This is a genomic window from Rhodococcus sp. KB6, from assembly GCF_001445685.1.
GTDB classification, from domain to species: domain Bacteria; phylum Actinomycetota; class Actinomycetes; order Mycobacteriales; family Mycobacteriaceae; genus Rhodococcus_F; species Rhodococcus_F qingshengii.
Genome location: NZ_LNAK01000120.1, coordinates 412,422 through 428,573, shown reverse-complemented (window position 1 = coordinate 428,573; position 16,152 = coordinate 412,422). Strand labels below are relative to the sequence as shown.

At 60.5% G+C, this 16,152-nt stretch carries 17 protein-coding genes; 8 read left to right on the top strand and 9 right to left on the bottom strand.

Going from position 1 to position 16,152, the window contains the following annotated elements:
- Positions 1-12: 12 nt before the first annotated feature.
- Positions 13-855: a siderophore-interacting protein gene (locus ASU23_RS18360; RefSeq protein WP_058038429.1), complete on the top strand. Its 843-nt coding sequence runs from the start codon at positions 13-15 to the stop codon at positions 853-855.
- Between the two features lie 17 nt (positions 856-872).
- Here the strand turns inward: ASU23_RS18360 and ASU23_RS18355 are convergent, their stop codons facing one another.
- Positions 873-2,222 carry a lipase family protein gene (locus ASU23_RS18355; protein ID WP_058038488.1) on the bottom strand — a complete coding sequence of 450 codons (1,350 nt, stop codon included), beginning with the start codon at positions 2,220-2,222 and terminating at the stop codon, positions 873-875.
- Between the two features lie 293 nt (positions 2,223-2,515).
- Here ASU23_RS18355 and ASU23_RS18350 point away from each other — a divergent pair, with 293 nt between their 5' ends.
- On the top strand, positions 2,516-3,157 hold the full coding sequence (locus tag ASU23_RS18350; RefSeq protein ID WP_058038428.1) for a TetR/AcrR family transcriptional regulator: 642 nt from the start codon (positions 2,516-2,518) through the stop codon (positions 3,155-3,157).
- Between the two features lie 82 nt (positions 3,158-3,239).
- Here the strand turns inward: ASU23_RS18350 and ASU23_RS18345 are convergent, their stop codons facing one another.
- The 5 genes from ASU23_RS18345 to ASU23_RS18325 form a co-directional block, all read right to left on the bottom strand.
- A complete protein-coding gene (locus ASU23_RS18345) occupies positions 3,240-3,977 on the bottom strand; it encodes an SDR family oxidoreductase (protein ID WP_054188305.1) in 738 nt (245 codons plus the stop codon).
- A complete protein-coding gene (locus ASU23_RS18340) occupies positions 3,974-5,449 on the bottom strand; it encodes an aldehyde dehydrogenase (protein ID WP_058038427.1) in 1,476 nt (491 codons plus the stop codon). The genes ASU23_RS18345 and ASU23_RS18340 overlap by 4 nt, the downstream gene beginning before the upstream one ends.
- Before the next feature lie 133 nt (positions 5,450-5,582).
- Positions 5,583-6,767 carry a winged helix DNA-binding domain-containing protein gene (locus tag ASU23_RS18335; protein WP_058038426.1) on the bottom strand — a complete coding sequence of 395 codons (1,185 nt, stop codon included), beginning with the start codon at positions 6,765-6,767 and terminating at the stop codon, positions 5,583-5,585.
- Positions 6,767-7,408, bottom strand: coding sequence for a histidine phosphatase family protein (locus ASU23_RS18330; protein WP_050654967.1), 642 nt, complete (start codon positions 7,406-7,408; stop codon positions 6,767-6,769). Before ASU23_RS18330 ends, ASU23_RS18335 begins: the two co-directional genes overlap by 1 nt.
- Positions 7,409-7,422: 14 nt before the next feature.
- On the bottom strand, positions 7,423-8,829 hold the full coding sequence (locus tag ASU23_RS18325) for an FAD-binding oxidoreductase (RefSeq protein WP_058038425.1): 1,407 nt from the start codon (positions 8,827-8,829) through the stop codon (positions 7,423-7,425).
- Positions 8,830-8,969: 140 nt separating this feature from the next.
- Between ASU23_RS18325 and ASU23_RS18320 the strand changes: the two genes are divergently transcribed.
- Complete coding sequence (locus ASU23_RS18320) at positions 8,970-9,869, top strand: LysR family transcriptional regulator (RefSeq protein ID WP_042922908.1); 900 nt, start codon at positions 8,970-8,972, stop codon at positions 9,867-9,869.
- A gap of 22 nt (positions 9,870-9,891) precedes the next feature.
- On the opposite strand, the gene ASU23_RS18315 is transcribed toward ASU23_RS18320, so the two are convergent.
- Both ASU23_RS18315 and ASU23_RS18310 read right to left on the bottom strand, forming a co-directional pair.
- On the bottom strand, positions 9,892-10,971 hold the full coding sequence (locus ASU23_RS18315; RefSeq protein WP_233405604.1) for a helix-turn-helix domain-containing protein: 1,080 nt from the start codon (positions 10,969-10,971) through the stop codon (positions 9,892-9,894).
- A 9-nt stretch (positions 10,972-10,980) separates the two neighbouring features.
- Positions 10,981-11,952, bottom strand: a complete 972-nt coding sequence (locus tag ASU23_RS18310; RefSeq protein WP_058038424.1) for an alpha/beta hydrolase — start codon at positions 11,950-11,952, stop codon at positions 10,981-10,983.
- A gap of 93 nt (positions 11,953-12,045) precedes the next feature.
- On the opposite strand from ASU23_RS18310, the gene ASU23_RS18305 reads away from it, so the two are divergent.
- From ASU23_RS18305 to ASU23_RS18295, 3 genes are all read left to right on the top strand, one after another.
- Entirely contained in the window at positions 12,046-12,639 is a 594-nt protein-coding gene (locus ASU23_RS18305; protein ID WP_054188299.1) for a hypothetical protein, read from the top strand.
- Between the two features lie 161 nt (positions 12,640-12,800).
- Positions 12,801-13,229, top strand: a complete 429-nt coding sequence (locus ASU23_RS18300) for a YciI family protein (protein ID WP_007735729.1) — start codon at positions 12,801-12,803, stop codon at positions 13,227-13,229.
- A 3-nt stretch (positions 13,230-13,232) separates the two neighbouring features.
- Entirely contained in the window at positions 13,233-14,507 is a 1,275-nt protein-coding gene (locus ASU23_RS18295; RefSeq protein WP_058038423.1) for an RNA polymerase sigma factor, read from the top strand.
- Positions 14,508-14,522: 15 nt separating this feature from the next.
- Here the strand turns inward: ASU23_RS18295 and ASU23_RS18290 are convergent, their stop codons facing one another.
- The gene (locus ASU23_RS18290) at positions 14,523-14,936 is read right to left on the bottom strand and encodes a hypothetical protein (RefSeq protein ID WP_058038422.1); all 414 of its coding nucleotides are present in this window, start codon (positions 14,934-14,936) and stop codon (positions 14,523-14,525) included.
- A 154-nt stretch (positions 14,937-15,090) separates the two neighbouring features.
- Between ASU23_RS18290 and ASU23_RS34280 the strand changes: the two genes are divergently transcribed.
- Both ASU23_RS34280 and ASU23_RS18285 read left to right on the top strand, forming a co-directional pair.
- A complete protein-coding gene (locus tag ASU23_RS34280; RefSeq protein WP_007735738.1) occupies positions 15,091-15,261 on the top strand; it encodes a hypothetical protein in 171 nt (56 codons plus the stop codon).
- 79 nt (positions 15,262-15,340) lie between these two features.
- The gene (locus ASU23_RS18285) at positions 15,341-16,012 is read left to right on the top strand and encodes a TetR/AcrR family transcriptional regulator (protein ID WP_172827073.1); all 672 of its coding nucleotides are present in this window, start codon (positions 15,341-15,343) and stop codon (positions 16,010-16,012) included.
- The last annotated feature ends 140 nt before the right edge of the window (positions 16,013-16,152 follow it).

The window sequence follows — 16,152 nt, the reverse complement described above, 5'->3', positions numbered from 1 at the left end:
CAGGAGATATCAATGACTACCGCATCTCGACCTGAAGAAACTGAAACGTCTGCGTCGGCAAAGGCGCCACGCGGAGAAGACCACGACCGCGGTCTCAACGACGTGGTTGCCGTCGTCGAACGCGTCGAACGGCCGACCGAGAGCATCTTGCGCATCGCCGTCCAGTTGACTTCGTCGGCGGACGACCCGAATTGGTTGCGGCCCAACGTCGCATTTCGCATCCAGCTCGGTCCGCAGTACGGCGACGTCTCTCGCGTCTACACGGTGCGCACCTGCAACGCGCCGAGCAGTTCGATGACCTTCGACGTAGTGCTGCACGGCCACACCAGCCCGATGATGAGGTGGGCCGCCGACCTGCGTGTGGGTGACACGTTCTCACTCACCGGTCCTCGCCCGCACTTCCTCGTTCCCGAGATCGCCGGGCGCCGCGTCGCACTGTTCGCCGACGACACCGCGATACCTGCCCTCTATTCGATTCTGCTTCAGTGGCCCGAGGGACTGACCGGCGTCGGCTGGGTCGCCACCGGTGACGCCGAGGCTTTCGCGGAACTACCCGTGATCCCCGGCCTCGAGCTGCACCATGTCGAAGACGGCCTCGCCGGGTACGCCGTCGAACTCGATAACCCAGGAGACTACGCGGTGTGGGGTGCCGGGGAACGGGACGAGATGCGAGCCATTCGAGCGCATTTCCGCAAGACAGTCGGCCTGGCGAAGGACGATGTAGTTGTCTTCGGGTACTGGAAGCGAGGGGTCAGCACTACCGAGATAGATCAGAACCGACTTCGGAACTACACGAGCATCCTCGAAAACGGCGGCACGCTCGCAGACATCGACGATCTGGCAATCGGTATCTGATGCGACTGTTGGATTCGTCAGCCCACCGCGTGTTCTTCCGGCGCCAGGGAATTGCCCGGTGCGATGTTCGAGCAGTTGTTCGGCAACTGATTTCCGTTGAAACGGTCGTTGAGCCAGGTGATGGCGCCGGGGAGCCACAGCGCGCCACCCGGAACGTGACTGATGGTGTCGTACTGGTCGTACTGGATGGACAAACCTGCGTCGCAATAGCGAGTGGCGAGTGAGCGGACGTCCCCGGCAACCATGACTCCGTCGCCAGGGCCGACGCCCGGTCCACCTGGCTGGGTGCCCTCGAGGGCTCCGTTTGCGGCTTGAGCGATGAACATCGGGATGGTGGGTATCGGCGCGTTGCCCATGTTGATCTTGTTGGCCACGTCGACGTACTCGGGCACCGAGTTGGGGTTCGCATACTCTGGTTTGGCAAGGTCCTGCCAGGTCACCCCCGGGTACTGCAGGATGACGTTCCCGATCGAGGCATCCTCGATCCGAGGTAGGAGTTCGCGTCCGCGATCGCCGAGATACGGGTCGAAATCTATGTCGTAGGCACGGGCAAGTCCGACGACCGCCATCCCGACAACGCCTGCCCAACCGATGCTTCCGTTTGCGTACCGGAGGTTGTTTGCCGGGTTGACCAACAGACCACCCTGGGCGGCGCCGATCAGGTCCTCGTTGATGTCCGGGGCGTAGTCCGGCGCGAGGATGGACGCCCAGTTGGTGGCGATTGCTCCGCCCGAGTATCCCATCAGACCGATCTCGGCTGAGTCGGAAATACCTGTCTCGGATGTGTTGCGAGCGGCACGGAGGGAGTCGAGAGTCATCATTCCGTATTCGGGTCCTGCCGCGAAGTCCGCGTTCGGGCCCTCGGTGTCGGGAATGACGACGGTGTAGCCCAGCGCCAGTAGAGGACCGAACATGACGGCTTCGCCGGAAGCGAGAGTCCCGCCGAAGGCGACATTGCGCCCGCTGACGGTAAGGCTGCCGATCGGGGTGTCCCCCGCGATTGCTCGTGACGGTCCGTCTTCCGGGTTCAGCGAATCGTAGGCAGACTGGAACGAGACAACTTTGTCCGGCTGGGCATTGGGTGGTCGAAGAATCGATGTGACATTCGCAGACGGCCGGCCGAGAGCGTCGGTCGACCGGTACAACACCTGTACGGCTTGCAACGGGGTAGGAATGTTGACGACGTGATAGGGCAAGGTTCTCGTTTTGAGCACGGCCCCAGGCTGATACGACGACAGCGGTGCCGAACCGTCGTACTGATAGAAGGAATCCGCCGACGGTTGCGCGGCGACAGTAGGTGCTGTGATGCCTGTGAGTGCAATGGCTGTCAGCGCCACCGCTCCCTGAAAGAGAATCTTTGATGCCACGATCGACCCTTCGGTTTCGTATGTCTCTCGGTACTTGACGGGCTGGTGTGATGACGACCACACGTTATCTTACTTTTGAGTAATAAACGAGAGGCTTGCGCCGGTTGTTTGAATCATGCATGGACGCAATGTGATTGAGATCTTTGAAGTGGCCTTGCTAATTCTGCTCAGGATGCCATGTGTACGATACGACTAGTAGCTATCGCGACGAGCTGCTGCCTTGGGCTGTTCCGGGTTGTCCGATTCCGGGAAATGTTCTGTGCTGCACGGTATTGAAGGACGAAGGAGTGGACATGGGTAAGCGCGCTCCCGATGACGGCGTGTTTCGAGACTCGGCCGGCGCCCAGGCTGGACTGCTCACTCCTCCGAGCGGTGCACGTAGCGAGGCGGCCCACGAGAAGGCCCTTCGGTCAGCGGAAGCGCTTCTGAAATCCGGGGGAATGAAGGCGGCGACCATCGATGCGATCTCCGAGCAATCGGGCGTCAGCAAAGTCACGCTGTATCGGCACTGGCCGTCGCGGCAGGCGATCGCCGCTGAAGCGTTCGGTGTGCTCATGGCCCGGCACTTGACGTTTCCGGAGACCGACAGTGCGCAAGACGATTTGAACGATTACCTCGAGGACATCGGAAGGTTCTACCGAGGTCCACTCGGGTCGATCTTTGCCGAACTTGTCGGCGCGTGTGCCAACGACCCGACGACGGCTGCATACTTCCGTACCTTCTTCCTCGACGAACGTCGTCGCGGCTTCGCCGAACTGATTCGACGATGCGTTGAGTCCGGATACTTCCGCGACGACATCGAGATCGAGGAAGCGATCGATCTCTTCTTCGGTCCCTTGATCTACCGGATGTTGGTGGGGCACGCGAGTATCGACGACAACACGGTGCGCTCGATCATCGATCATGCAGTTCGTGGACTCCGGAACGGTGTCTAAAGGGGATATTCGCTGAAATCCTTTGTGCTGGAGAGGGTACTGCCCTCTCCAGCGTTGCGCGATGTGTGTCAACTCGGCACTGTCAGCTGAGCATTTTCAGCACGTTCTGGTACTCACCGTTGATCTCGGCATGACGAAGTGGCTTGGCCGCTTCGACCACAATCTCTGTGGCGTTGTCGTCAGCTTTCAGTAGAGCAATGGTTTCTTCGATGTAATCATCAAGGGGTAGAGCCGATTCCGAGTTCTCCTGGTTCATCAGTGTGGTGCGGACGCCCGGTGGGATGAGTTCGATGCACTGGATCGAAGTATCGGCGAGTTGAACGCGCATGCTCTCGGTGAAGAGATGAACGGCAGCTTTCGTGGCGTTGTACGTGGGCGTGATGGGAAGTGGGACGAAGCCGACGGCGGATGACACAGTGACGATGGTGGCGGTCGGCTTCGTTAACAGATGCGGAATGAACTGGCCGACCAGTCGAATAGTCCCGAGTAGGTTCGTCGTGATCGTTCGTTCGGCGACGTCGAGGAAGTCCGGGTTCTTCAGGTCCTCCGGGTACATGATTCCCGACATCGTCACAAGGACGTTCAGATCGGGAAAGTCCTCCGTTACGGATTCATACGCCGTTCGAATGGATTTCGGGTCGTCTACGTCGATGACGACGGTACTGATCTTCGGATGCTTGCTCGAGATCTCTTGCAGCAGAGTGGATCGCCGTCCACCGATGATTACCTTGTTCCCCTCGTTCTGCAATGCCACTGCAAGTGCGAGCCCGATACCGGAGGTTCCGCCGGCAATGAAGATGGTATTTCCCGAGATATTCAATGTGTGTTTCCTTGGTTTGTCGTGGGCGTCGACGTGGCGACAGTGATGGATTTGAGTTGGGTGTATTCGTTGAGCGTCTCGAGGCAGAACTCTCGCCCGAGACCGCTTTCCTTGAATCCGCCGAAGGGGACGCCGCCTCCCAGATTGAAGTACTGATTGATCCAGACGCAGCCCGCATCGAGACGGTCCGCGGTTTCCATGGCGTTCTTCAGGTTCGAGGTATAGATCCCAGCAGCGAGTCCGTATGGAGTGTCGTTGGCTTCTGTGATCACTTGCTCGTAATTGTTCCACTTGAGGACGCACAAAACAGGCCCGAAGATTTCGTCCTGCGCAATTCGCATCGAGTTCGTGACCTCCAGAATTGTCGGTTCGACGAAGTTTCCGGCTTCGAATCCCGGCACTACTGTTCGGTTGCCGCCGGTAAGTACTTGTGCGCCTTCTTCGATTCCGGAATTGATCATCGAGATCACACGATCGGCATGTTCCTTGTGGATTAATCCACTCAGTTCGGTGTCCTCCTCGAGTGGTGGCCCGACTCGCAATGATCGGAATCCTGCGACGAGTTTTTCCACGAAGGCGTCATAGATATCCTCGTGGATGAAGAGACGTGTTCCGGCCAGGCAGGATTGGCCGTTGCACATGAGGACACCCGCGGTGGCATCGGCGACCACTGCATCGATGTCCTCGATATCAGGAAACACGATGCTGGGACTCTTGCCGCCGAGTTCGAGAGTGGTCGAGATCAGCCGTGAGGCTGCGGCGTGTGCCACGAGTCGGCCGACTTCGGTGCTTCCGGTGAAAGCGAGTTTGCTGACCTTCGGATGGTCTATCAAGGCGGCGCCGGCTTCCTCGCCAAGACCAGGGACAACATTGAAAACGCCTGCGGGAAACACGTCGGCGGCGATCCTGGCCAGCTCCATGACTGAAACACAGGCATTTTCATCAGGTTTGAGTACGACGGTGTTTCCGGCTGCGAGAGCCGGCGCGATCTTGAATGCCGTCATCACCACGGGATCATTCCAGGGAATGATCTGTCCACATACGCCCAATGGCACTCGCTTCGCGACCAGGTATCCCGATGCCAACTCGCGGCCGAAGCCATGGTGGGCCAACGAGATTGACGCAAAGTATCGCAGGTGTGAGACGGCGGCTCGATAGTCCTCTCGCATCTCCCTGATATGCCGCCCGGTATCCCTGCACTCGAGTTGGGCAAGCTCTTCGGTTCGATCCTCCACGAGCGCGGCAAACTGCAAGATTTTTGCGGATCGTTCTTCAGTGGTCAGGTTCGCCCATGCAGGAAATGCCCGCCTGGCGGCTTCGACCGCATCATTGATTTCTTCTGCCCCGCATCGGGACAGTGTGGCGAGTAGAGCGCCGGAAGCGGCGTCACGCGCCTCGAAGGTGGATGTGCCGATGGCTCGGAACGCTCCATCGATGTACGCACCGTATTCACGAACTGCTTGACCTTCCATGGATCCTCCTAGATCGGTCAATCGGTGAAGTTCGAAGTGTACTGTACGTTTCGTACACTTGTCGATGGTTGCCTTGCCGCGTATGGATGGCGTTAGCAGAAAGACCAGCTAGAACAGTGTTCTGGTCACATAGTCAAGGCGTGGCTCCAGCAATTTCAGCCGCCTGCTTCATAGCCCGTGAGACGTACCCCGTGCCGATTCTGACGCCGCCCAGCCACTCGGTGAGGCGCGCCGCCTCGGCATCGAGAGAACGTCGCGCAGACGCTGACACGGTCTCGAGCAATCGAACGTGCACCACACCGGTTTCGTCTTGGATCCAGCACCCTACGACGCGACCGTCGACCCATGCGGTGGTGCCGGCATTACCGCGGGTGTCGAAGAGTTGGTTGCGGTGCGGGCCGAGGTAGAAGTCACGGTTCTTCCACCCCATGATCGTCGGGTCGAGCACCGGTAGGAGTGCCACCCAAGGACCTGGATCAGGCACCGTGGCGACGTCATCCGGTAGCAACCAGCCGGTGTCGCCTCCGTCGAGTGAGACTGCAACGGCGTCGAGTTCGGCGAGGGCGGCCCGGACGACCGTCTTCGTCGAGCCCAGCCACCAGACGATGTCGTCTTCCGTGCCCGGTCCGAAGGTGTAGAGCCAACGGCGGACTATTTCTCGATAGCCGTCTGCAGATTCGAGATCGACGGGGGCGTCGTCGAGCCAGTGTCGAGTGAGAGTCCACAGTGGGCGTGAGACGGGGAAGCGGGCGGTGTTGGTGCCGCGCATGATGTCTGCGGTCGCCCCGAGATGCGTGAGAACCCTGGGTGCCGACCAGATTTCACCTGCCGAACCCTCGACCTTGACGTCTATCATCGGCACGGCCTGACGAATCTCTACCGCTGAAAGCCCTTCAGGCCTATCGGTGAGCAACTTCAGCACTTCCGTCCGTGCGCGATCGAGCCAGTCGTTGCCGTCGACGGCGAGTCCGGCCTTGACGACATCCTTGGCCATTCGTGCCCGCTCGGTGTTCGCGACGCGGGCGGACGCACTCGACCACGCGGCCGGCAGCAAGTCGCGGGGAAAGGTGAAGAGTGTGCGGCGCATTGCCAATTGCTTCACGAGACTGCGTTGGTCGTACAGGGCGCGGTCGACGTCGGCGGCGTCCACGGACCGAACCCTCGCCCGGCAAGACAGATAGACCGTCGCTGACTCGGTGGCGTGCAGTACCGTCATCGCCCGCGTGGCAGCTTCCGGCGAATCGACGTGAAACATTGGCTCCAGCGCATGACGTACTCCTATGCGAGCACGGCGTTCGTCGTCGGAGACATGGCGCATCAGGCCATCGTGCCACAGTCCAGGTGCGTCGTATCAGCTAGTTGCACGAGGGTTCGGTTGCGCCAGTAGTCGTCGTGTCGGAGATGTGTGATTGCACCCGGGGTGGTCGCGAAGGTCGCAAATCCTGCGGCTTCGACGGGAATCTGTAGCCAGGCGGAGACGACGAATGTGTGTGCAAAGCCGTGGGTTACGACGATGTGATCGTGATCGAGATCGTCCATCAGTTCGCACATGCACTCGTGAACCCTTGATGCGATGTCGCGGCGGGTCTCGGCACCGGCAACGGGGCCACGGTGATCGAGGCGGTTGTTGTCAGGGGCCGGGACCTGCCGCTGGGCCAGCCACGAGTTCGGGCGTCCTTCGGCTTCGCCAAAGCTGATTTCGCGCAATCGTGAATCCGTTGTCGCCGGAGCATCGAGTGTCCGGGCGATGATCGTGGATGTCTCGGTGCACCGTTCGAGGTCGGACGAGGTGATGCGGACCGCGCGCGAAGTTCCGGTGCGTCGTCGTTTCAGTGCTTCGGCGATCAAACCTGCATCGCGCCGACCAGCGGGGGTGAGAACCGAATTGTGCCAACCGCCGACTACGTCCTGCGCTGTGTGTTCGGCATGAGGATGAGTGACGACGTAAAGATCCTGCATGAGACCCCTTTTGCTTACCCGACTTTTTCCGGCAACAGTATTCCAGGATTGAGGATTCCACGGGGATCCCAGGACGATTTGATCAACTGCATTGCGGCGATGTCGGTTTCAGTGCGCCCCAGCGATATCCACGGCGACTTCGCGCGGCCTATCCCGTGCTCGGCGCTGATGCTTCCATGGTGGGCGGCGACGAGTCGGAACACCATATCGGTCAGTTCGTGTGCGACCCTCGGCTCGGCATCCAGAAGGTTCACATGAATGTTTCCGTCGGCGAAGTGCCCGAACAGGATTGGCCGCACGAGGGGGAATCGTTGTGCCAGGCTTTCTCGGAGGTTGTCGATGAACATTCCCATCACGGACAAGGGGACGGAGATGTCGAGCTTGACTACCGGCGTCGTCGACGACGCGCTGATGCTTTCGGTATGGCTTTCCCGCAGAGTCCACAGTTTTCGAGCCGGCCCAGGCTCGACCGTCGCGTCCTCGATGAGGTCGGCAGAGTCGGAGAGTACTTCGAGGAGCGACTCTTCCGTCTCGCGCGGTGATGACACCTCGATGAGTGTGTACATCGGTGAAGGGGTGCCGAACGGGCGACGGGCATCGGTGTGTGCGCAGACGAGGGAGATGCCGTCGTCGGTCATGATCTCGGCGGCTTCGACGGTCAATCCGCTCTGACGCACGCGATTACACAAATGAAGCGCTTGATCGACGTCGCGTACACCCGCGAGCACGACCTGGGTGTCGGTCGCCGGGGTGACCAGCTTCATCAGGACCTTGGTGATGACTGCGAGCGTTCCCTCACTTCCGGCGAGAAGTCCTGGAATGTCGTATCCGACATTGTCTTTGACGAGTGGAGTCCATCTACTCAGTACCGAACCGTCCGCGAGCACGGCTTCGATACCGAGTATCTGTGCGCGCGTATTTCCATGTCGGACCATGCGCGTCCCACCGGCGTTGGTTGCGACTATGCCGCCGAGTGTCGCGGATTCCTTTGATGCCAAATCGATTCCGAAGCGGAGACCGTGTGCCGATGCCGCCAGGTCGGCGCGAGCAACGGTCACGCCGGCGCCGGCTGCGATTGTCCGACCGATGGGGTCGACGGCTTCGATCGTTTCCAGACGCCTGGTACTCAGCACCACGGACCCAGCCGAGGCGATTCCACCACCGACCAGTCCGGTGTTGCCGCCTTGCGGTGTGACGGGAACCCCCGCGTCGAAGCATGCTCGAAGAACCGCAGACACTTCGGAGGTGTTGCCGGGGCGGATGACCGCGATCGCGTCGCCGATCCAACGTCCCGTCCAGTCACGTGTGTAGCCCTCGATCAGTTCGGGATCGGTAAGCAGATGCGTGTGGCCGACGATCTCTGCGAGGGCGTCGATAAGCCTCGCGTCTGTTGCAGGTTCAGTGAGTGCTCGGGGATTCATGTGCAACCTTGTGATCGTTCGGGTGACAATTTTCGGGAGACAGACGGTGGATCAACGTGAACTCGATCCTCCGACCTCAGGTGATGCCGTGTCCAAGACCAAGTAGTGACACCACCATCTGTTTTTCTTATAATCGCCGTATGAACCTGCAGCGTGCCCGTTATCTGATCGCTCTGTCGGATCATGGGAGCTTCACTCGAGCCGCTGCGAACGTCCACGTCGCGCAATCGGCCCTCAGCCAACAGATCAAGGTTCTCGAGCGCGAACTCGGAGTTCCGCTGGTGGATCGTCGGGGTCCGCAGTTCACCTTCACGGAAGCCGGCAAGGTGGCGGTACGAGAGGCGCGCTTTTTGATCGGGTGTGCGGACCGGGCGGTCGAACGAATTCGGTTGGCCGCGCGCGGTGTGGACGGAGAACTGCGCATCGCGTACACCCGTTCGTGGGCGGGCGGCGCAGTCGCGGATCTGGTCAGCACCTATCGAAGGCTCTACCCGGGCGTCGAAGTTGTCGTTCATCGTGGCACTTCGGCGCAGACTGTCGACCTCGTCCGAACCGGAGCCGTCGACATTGCGGTTGTTCGCCCGCCGCTCGATGAAGACGATCGAGAACTTCCCCTGATCGTCCTCGATACCGAACCTATCTTGGTCGCTGTTCCCGTGGATCATCCGTTCGGTGGTCGAGCGACGCTCGAACTCGGAGATCTGGTGGACGTCCCCGTTGTGTTCTGGCCGGAGGCCAACGCCCCGGGGATGTATTTGCGTACTCTCGAACAACTTTGGCCAAACGGGGCGCCCAGCATCGTTCGATTCGAGGCCGACGACGAGCAGGTGCTGCATGCCGTCTCGGACGGGGTGGGTATTGCGCCGATCCCCCAGGGCAGAGCGCGGATGCTCCGCATCCCGGGTGTCCATCTATGTGAGATCGCCGGTGAGCAACCAACTCTCGACGTGGCAGTGACCTACCGCCCGGATAATCCGAATCCGGCGCTTGCGCCGTTTGTTGCGCTCGCTGAACGCGAAAGATCGTCAACCACTGCGTAGTGCCTGTGATGCGCGGTGGGTCCTATCCGCCATCGAGTACCAGCATCATGGCCGTTGCGCGTGCTCGGTTCTCGATGGCGTCGACGTGGAATCCGACGTGCTGGGACAGTTTCGCCAATCGGTGCGCGACGCTGCTGTGGTGAAGATGCATGGAATCGGCTGCGGCCCTCAAGGTTCCGGACTGCAGGTATGACCTCAAGGTTTCGAGTAGTTCTAATCCCTGTTTGGTGTCGCCGATCTCTTCGGCACGAACCAGATCCGGTATTCGCGAGTGATCGATGTGTGGTCCCGGCGCCAGGAGGTTGAGGGCGCCGAGATTGTCGGCGTTCACGATCGGTGTTGTTGCCGACGCCTGTGCTCGAGCGAATCGTGCAGTGCTCAGTATTGTGCTCACTTCGGAAGCGGGAGCAGTCAAAGATATTCCGGCGCGAATGAATGACGACAGCGCGGCCTCGGACAGCTCGGGTGTGGGTGCGAACGAACCCGTCACGAGATTCAGATACTCGCCGTCAGCGTCTATCCCAACGGCTTTGCCAGGTGTGCAATCTGGCGAAATGGCAAGGTGTGCAGTGCCGTCGGCCGTGTCTGAGACTGCCTTGGTTGCCATTACACGGACTGGGGTTTGGGGTGCGATACCGAGACCGGCGCAGGAGGTGAGCACCGCGAGTTCATCCATCGGGAACAACAGATTTCGAGTGTGCTCGGCTTCGGTAGGCAGGCGTCGCGGTTGCAGAATTATCGCTGCGGTCAGGGCCATCCGGTCGACGAGCATTTCGTCGAGTGGCAAGCTGGCCCCGGGTCGTTCGATCCATACCGTTCCGAGAACCTCGTCGTCTACGGCAATGTTTCTGGTCATGCTCGGTGGGAGCTGAGGATCGGGTGACCAGCGGCCGCGCGGATCGCAACGGCGCAAATTCTTCTTGCTTCTGCCGCGCTCGACGATCTCGATACCCACGACGCAGTCCGCCAACTGCGCGCTCGCACGAAGCAAAGACGCGGTGTCGGAGCCGTGCCGCACGAGGGCGTCGAAGTAATCGATGACACGTACCAGGCCTGCCGAGTCTGCATCGAGCTCGGCAAGCCGGTACATCAGTCCTTGCATCTCGCAACGCTACGAGACCGGCGAGAGCGAACGCAACCCTCTCCTGAGCGCAGTGAGGGCTTCGGCGGCACCTCTTTCGCTGACCGCGGCGGTCGCGACCAGTGCCGACCCGTGAAAGGTTCCGGGGAAGGAATGCAATTCGACGCTGACTCCCGCTTGCAGCAGCCGAAGGGCGTATTCGATTCCTTCGTCGCGGAGCGGGTCGAGTTCCATGGTGGACAGGTAGGTCGGCGGCAGACCGGTGAGGTCGGTAGCCCGGGACGGCGCAGCGTAAATGGACACGTCAGGATCTTCGGGACCGGAATATGACCCGCCGAGATAGTACTTCCACGACAGGATGGCGTTAGGGCGGTGCCACAAGGGGGTGTCGACGAAGTTCGTCATCGAGACCGTCGCCAGGCGGTCGTCGAGTTCAGGGATTTCGAGGAATTGGAAGGCCACGGGCACAACGCCCTCGTCACGGGCTTTGAGGACAGTGCCTGCGGCCAGTCCACCGCCTGCGCTCTGCCCTCCCACTGCGATGCGGCGTGGATCGACCCCCAGCTCCTCGGCATGGGCGTGGATGTAGAGGAGTGCGGCGTAGCAGTCGTCGACGGGGCCGGGGAAGGGGGTTTCGGGGGCGAGGCGGTACTCCACGTTCGCAACGGCGAATCCGAGTTCCCGCGCCACCTCGACGCAAAATGGATCGCTGGATTCTGCGGTGCCGATTGCGAATCCGCCGCCATGGATCCAGAGCAGAACGGGGACAGGGCCGGCAGTGTTGTCCGGGGTGAAGAAACGAATCGTGACCTCCGGATCGCCGTCCAGGCCGGGTGCCGACAGTTCACGAAGCGTGACCCCGTCGAATGACAGGTCGGCCGACATGGTGCCGACCAGAGCGTCGTAGGTGGCCCGTGCGTTGGGGAGATCAGCGAAGTCCACCTTCGGGAGCATGGTGAGTGCCGCGGCGAGTTCGGGGTCGAGAGTCGGGAATGTTGTCATGCACCCATCATCGAGCCTGATTGTGGCCTACGTCACCAGCGGATTGTAGGAAATCGGAGAGTCTCCCTCCGACACCCGTCGGATCTCCCTAGGATGACGCCGGTGGACAGGGTACATCTCGGGGTGGGTTCGAGCGATTCGAAAAGTGGGGCACGGATTGGTGGACGACCTCCGCAGGTTTTCGCTGGTCAGGCGATTCTGCGGTCGCACGAGTACCTTCTGACGCTCGAGGCACACACGGCGCCGTGGCTCGGCGTGCGAGAGCTTTCGATCTTCATCCGTCGAGGTTTCTCCATCGGCGACGACGACCTCGAATACCCGGACATCGGGGTTAGGGCAGTCCTGCACTTGCCGTCGTCACGAAGTGCGGAATCGGCGGGCAGCCATGCGGGCCTTGGCAGCGCGGCGTTGATCAGGATTCCCTCGGACGACGAGGTGATGCCGTTGGTGTTGATAGCTCCGCAACCGGTGCTCATTCAGAACGAACCGTCCTACGCCGATGCCGTCGAGGCAGATGGACACAGCTTCCTGTTCCAGATCAACGAAGAGGGGTGGCCGGTGGTTGCTGAGTCCCACCCCGATTTCGTAGAGGAGTACCTATTCGGTTACGGGTCGGTGTATTTCTACGGGAGCTCTGACGCGACCGGGCTCGTTCGCGAAGTTGTGCCGGGATTTCTCGACTTCTGACCGGCCCGACGGCCCGTCCGCCGATACCGTGGGCAGCGTATCGCGACCGGCGGTTATGTCCTCGGAAAAATTGTTTCGGAAGTTTGTCGATCGGTGAGTGCGCCGTTCGACGTGTAAGCAGAGGGACCGAACAGAGCGGTCCACGAACGAAGGAGATTCTCATGAAGTACATGCTGATCATGCGTTCCACCGATGAGGCCATCGAAGCATCCAAGGACATGGACTTCGACGAGATCATCGCGGCGATGGGGCAGTACAACGAGTCCCTGATCAAGGCAGGTGTCTTGCTGGCCGGTGAGGGACTGGCGATGGAGGAGGGATTCATCGTCGATTTCGAGTCCGATCCTCCGCTGGTCTCCGACGGCCCGTACGGGGAGACGAAGGAGTTGTTCTCGGGATTCTGGATCATTCAGACGTCGACCAAAGACGAAGCCTTGGAATGGGCGAAGCGCTGCCCGCTCGGGCCGGGAAGCAAGCTCGAGGTACGCCGCGTGAGCGAGATGTCGGACTTCGATCAGGACAACGAGTACATCCAGAAAGAGGCCGGCTGGCGTGAAGAGCTCGGTACCGATCGTCCGGTCGCAGGCTGAACCATGACCGACGAGGCGGTGCGAGAAGAAACGAGAAAGGCTGTCGACGCGGTCTGGCGTATCGAATCCGCGAAGATTGTCGCCACGTTGACTCGCACCGTCGGAGATCTTGATCTCGCCGAGGATCTGGCCGCGCAGGCTCTGCTCGAAGCCGTCGAGCAGTGGCCCGCGACGGGGGTTCCGAGAAACCCCGCTGCCTGGCTGACATCTGTGGCGACACGACGAGCGATCGACGGGTGGCGACGACGTGAGAGGTTGGACGAGCGCTACGCCCACTTTGCGCGTGAACTCGAGAACGACGCTTCACATTTCGACGACGTCAGCTGGGATCCGGACCGCATCGACGACGATGTCCTTCGCCTGATGTTCATCGCCTGCCATCCCGTGTTGAATCGAAAAGCGCAGGTGGCGTTGACGCTTCGGGTGGTGGGCGGTTTGACCACGGAAGAGATTGCGAAAGCGTTCCTCACACCGACGGCGACGGTGCAGCAGCGGATAGTCCGCGCGAAGAAGGCGCTGACCGCCTCGAAAGCGGTTTTCGAAGTTCCAGGGCGAGAAGAGTTTTCGAGCAGATTGAGCGCGGTCCTCGGAGTGCTGTACCTGGTGTTCAACGAAGGCTATGCAGCCAGTTCCGGGGACGAGTGGATGCGGGCGGAGCTCAGTGCTGAGGCTCTGCGGCTCGCGCGAATACTCGCCGAATTGGTCCCCAGGGAGTCCGAGGTACACGGCCTTGTCGCTTTGATGGAGCTGACAGCCTCGAGATTCGGCGCTCGGACAACCTCGACCGGTGAACCCATCCTGCTGGCTGACCAGGATCGGACGAGGTGGGATCGCCTACAGATCTCGCGTGGGCTTGCCGCGCTGGAACGAGCTGACGCCGTCGGGCGTGGACGAGGCCCGTACGGCCTGCAGGCGGCGATTGCCGAATGTCATGCGCGAGCAGCAACTTTCGAAGACACTGATTGGAAGAAGATAGTCATCCTCTACGAGGCTCTGGCGCAACTGACGCCATCGCCTGTGGTCGACCTCAATCATGCGGCGGCGGTATCCATGGCATACGGTCCTGGCCCTGCGCTCGAATTCGTCGACAAGCTTGTCGCTTCAGGTGAACTGGCCGACTACCACCTGCTTCCCAGCGTTCGGGGGGAGTTGCTCAGTCAGCTCGGCCGATCCGAGGAGGCTAGAACCGAACTCCTCGAAGCGGCTCGGCTGGCCGGGAACGAGCGTGAGCGCGCTGTGCTGGTCGCGAAAGCCGATGCGCTGCTGCCGGATCGGTAGTCACGCGATTGTTAGTCAGGGCTGAGTCGGATCATCATTCGGCACCAAGGGCGGCATCCCGACTCCGTAGGGATCGAGCATGTCCGATACACGTCGACCCCACCGTTCATGCGCGGACTGACGGGTAATTCCCGCTGCGCGGCCGATGGTTGACCATGTTGCGCCGAATCTACGCAGGCTCATGACGCTTGCCGTCGAATCGATACCCGCGGCGAGCTGAATCCGGAAACAGGCCAACTGCCACGCCATCTGACGCTGCGCCGGGATGTCGGTGTCCTGTTCTGCCTCCCACTCAGGGCTACCAGGTAAAGGATCTGTTCCGACAATCTTGTCTGCCTGAGTGCCGGCCTCGGTGATCGCGGCGTTGACCGTGGTGATCGCGGCGGTCTCGATCTTCGCAGTCAGGGCGCGTTCGATCAGGTCTTCCATGAAAAGTTCTCCTTTCGTCAGGACTAGCCTGACAGGCGCTGTTGAATTCTGTCAAGAATCCCCTGACAGACTTTGAGTTTAATTAATGCACGATTTATTTGTGTACTATCTAAATAGTCTCCGGTTCTGTTGACCGTCGTCGAAGGGGTTGCTGGTGAAAATCGTGGTTTTGTCGTTCCTGGTGGCATTGACTTTGATGACGGTCGGGATCATCGCCGCGCGCAACCGCAGCACTCGACCTGCCGTGACCGGGGCAGTTACTGCGGCGTCAACGGTTCTCGCTGCCGCCTGGACACTTTTTGCCGTGGCCTTCGTATTGGCCTGATCGTGCTGCAGTGCCGATGCGCCGGTAGTGGTGGTGAAGGAACTTCGCAGCAGGTCAGATGCGTTTTGTGTGCGGCGCGATGCCGCATACTCTGGCAGACGTGGCAATCGCTGAAACGGACAGAAATTACGGCGGAAGGTCGGTCGCGGCTCGCAAGGCCGAACGCCGTTCCCTCTTTTTGAATGCTGCTCTCAGCGTGTTTGCAGACCAGGGGTATGCCGGAAGTTCGGTGGCGGATATCTGCGCGTCCGCGAGTCTGGCCAGAAGGCAGTTCTACGACGAGTTCGGTAGTCGCGAGGATCTACTCCTCGCGCTGTACGACCAGATCCAACTCGACGCCAGAATTGCAATGGTCGACGCACTCGATGCAGAGCCTTCGGTCAATCTCCGTGACAAGGCAGCGACGGCCATGGCCGCCTTCGTCGAGTCGGTCGGAAGTGACCCACGACGCGCACACGTTGCCTTCATCGACGTCGTAGGTGTCAGTCCCCGGGTGGAAAAGCATCGTGTGGACCAACGTTCGGTCTGGGCAACATTTTTCGAGTCGATCATCAAAGGGATCGTGGGCGAAGATTACGAACCGCCGGGCGGTTACCGGTGGGCGTCCACCGCCTTCATCGGCGCGCTTACCGCGCTGGTGCACCAGTGGAGCACTGCGGAGCCTCGTCCTCCCGTGTCGGTACTGGTCGATCTGATGACGGTGCTCTTGAATGCGTTGATCGACGACGCGCCCCTTCACGCCGACGAATAGGTCACGAACACCAGGGGATTGTAATCCGGCCCACAACGCTCTACTCTCGTCCTCAATGTGTTAGACACTCGCATCTAACTTGTGTGCTCGTGATGAGAACTGCGGCAACACAAGGCAATCTGTGCTTTTCCGGGGAGGAA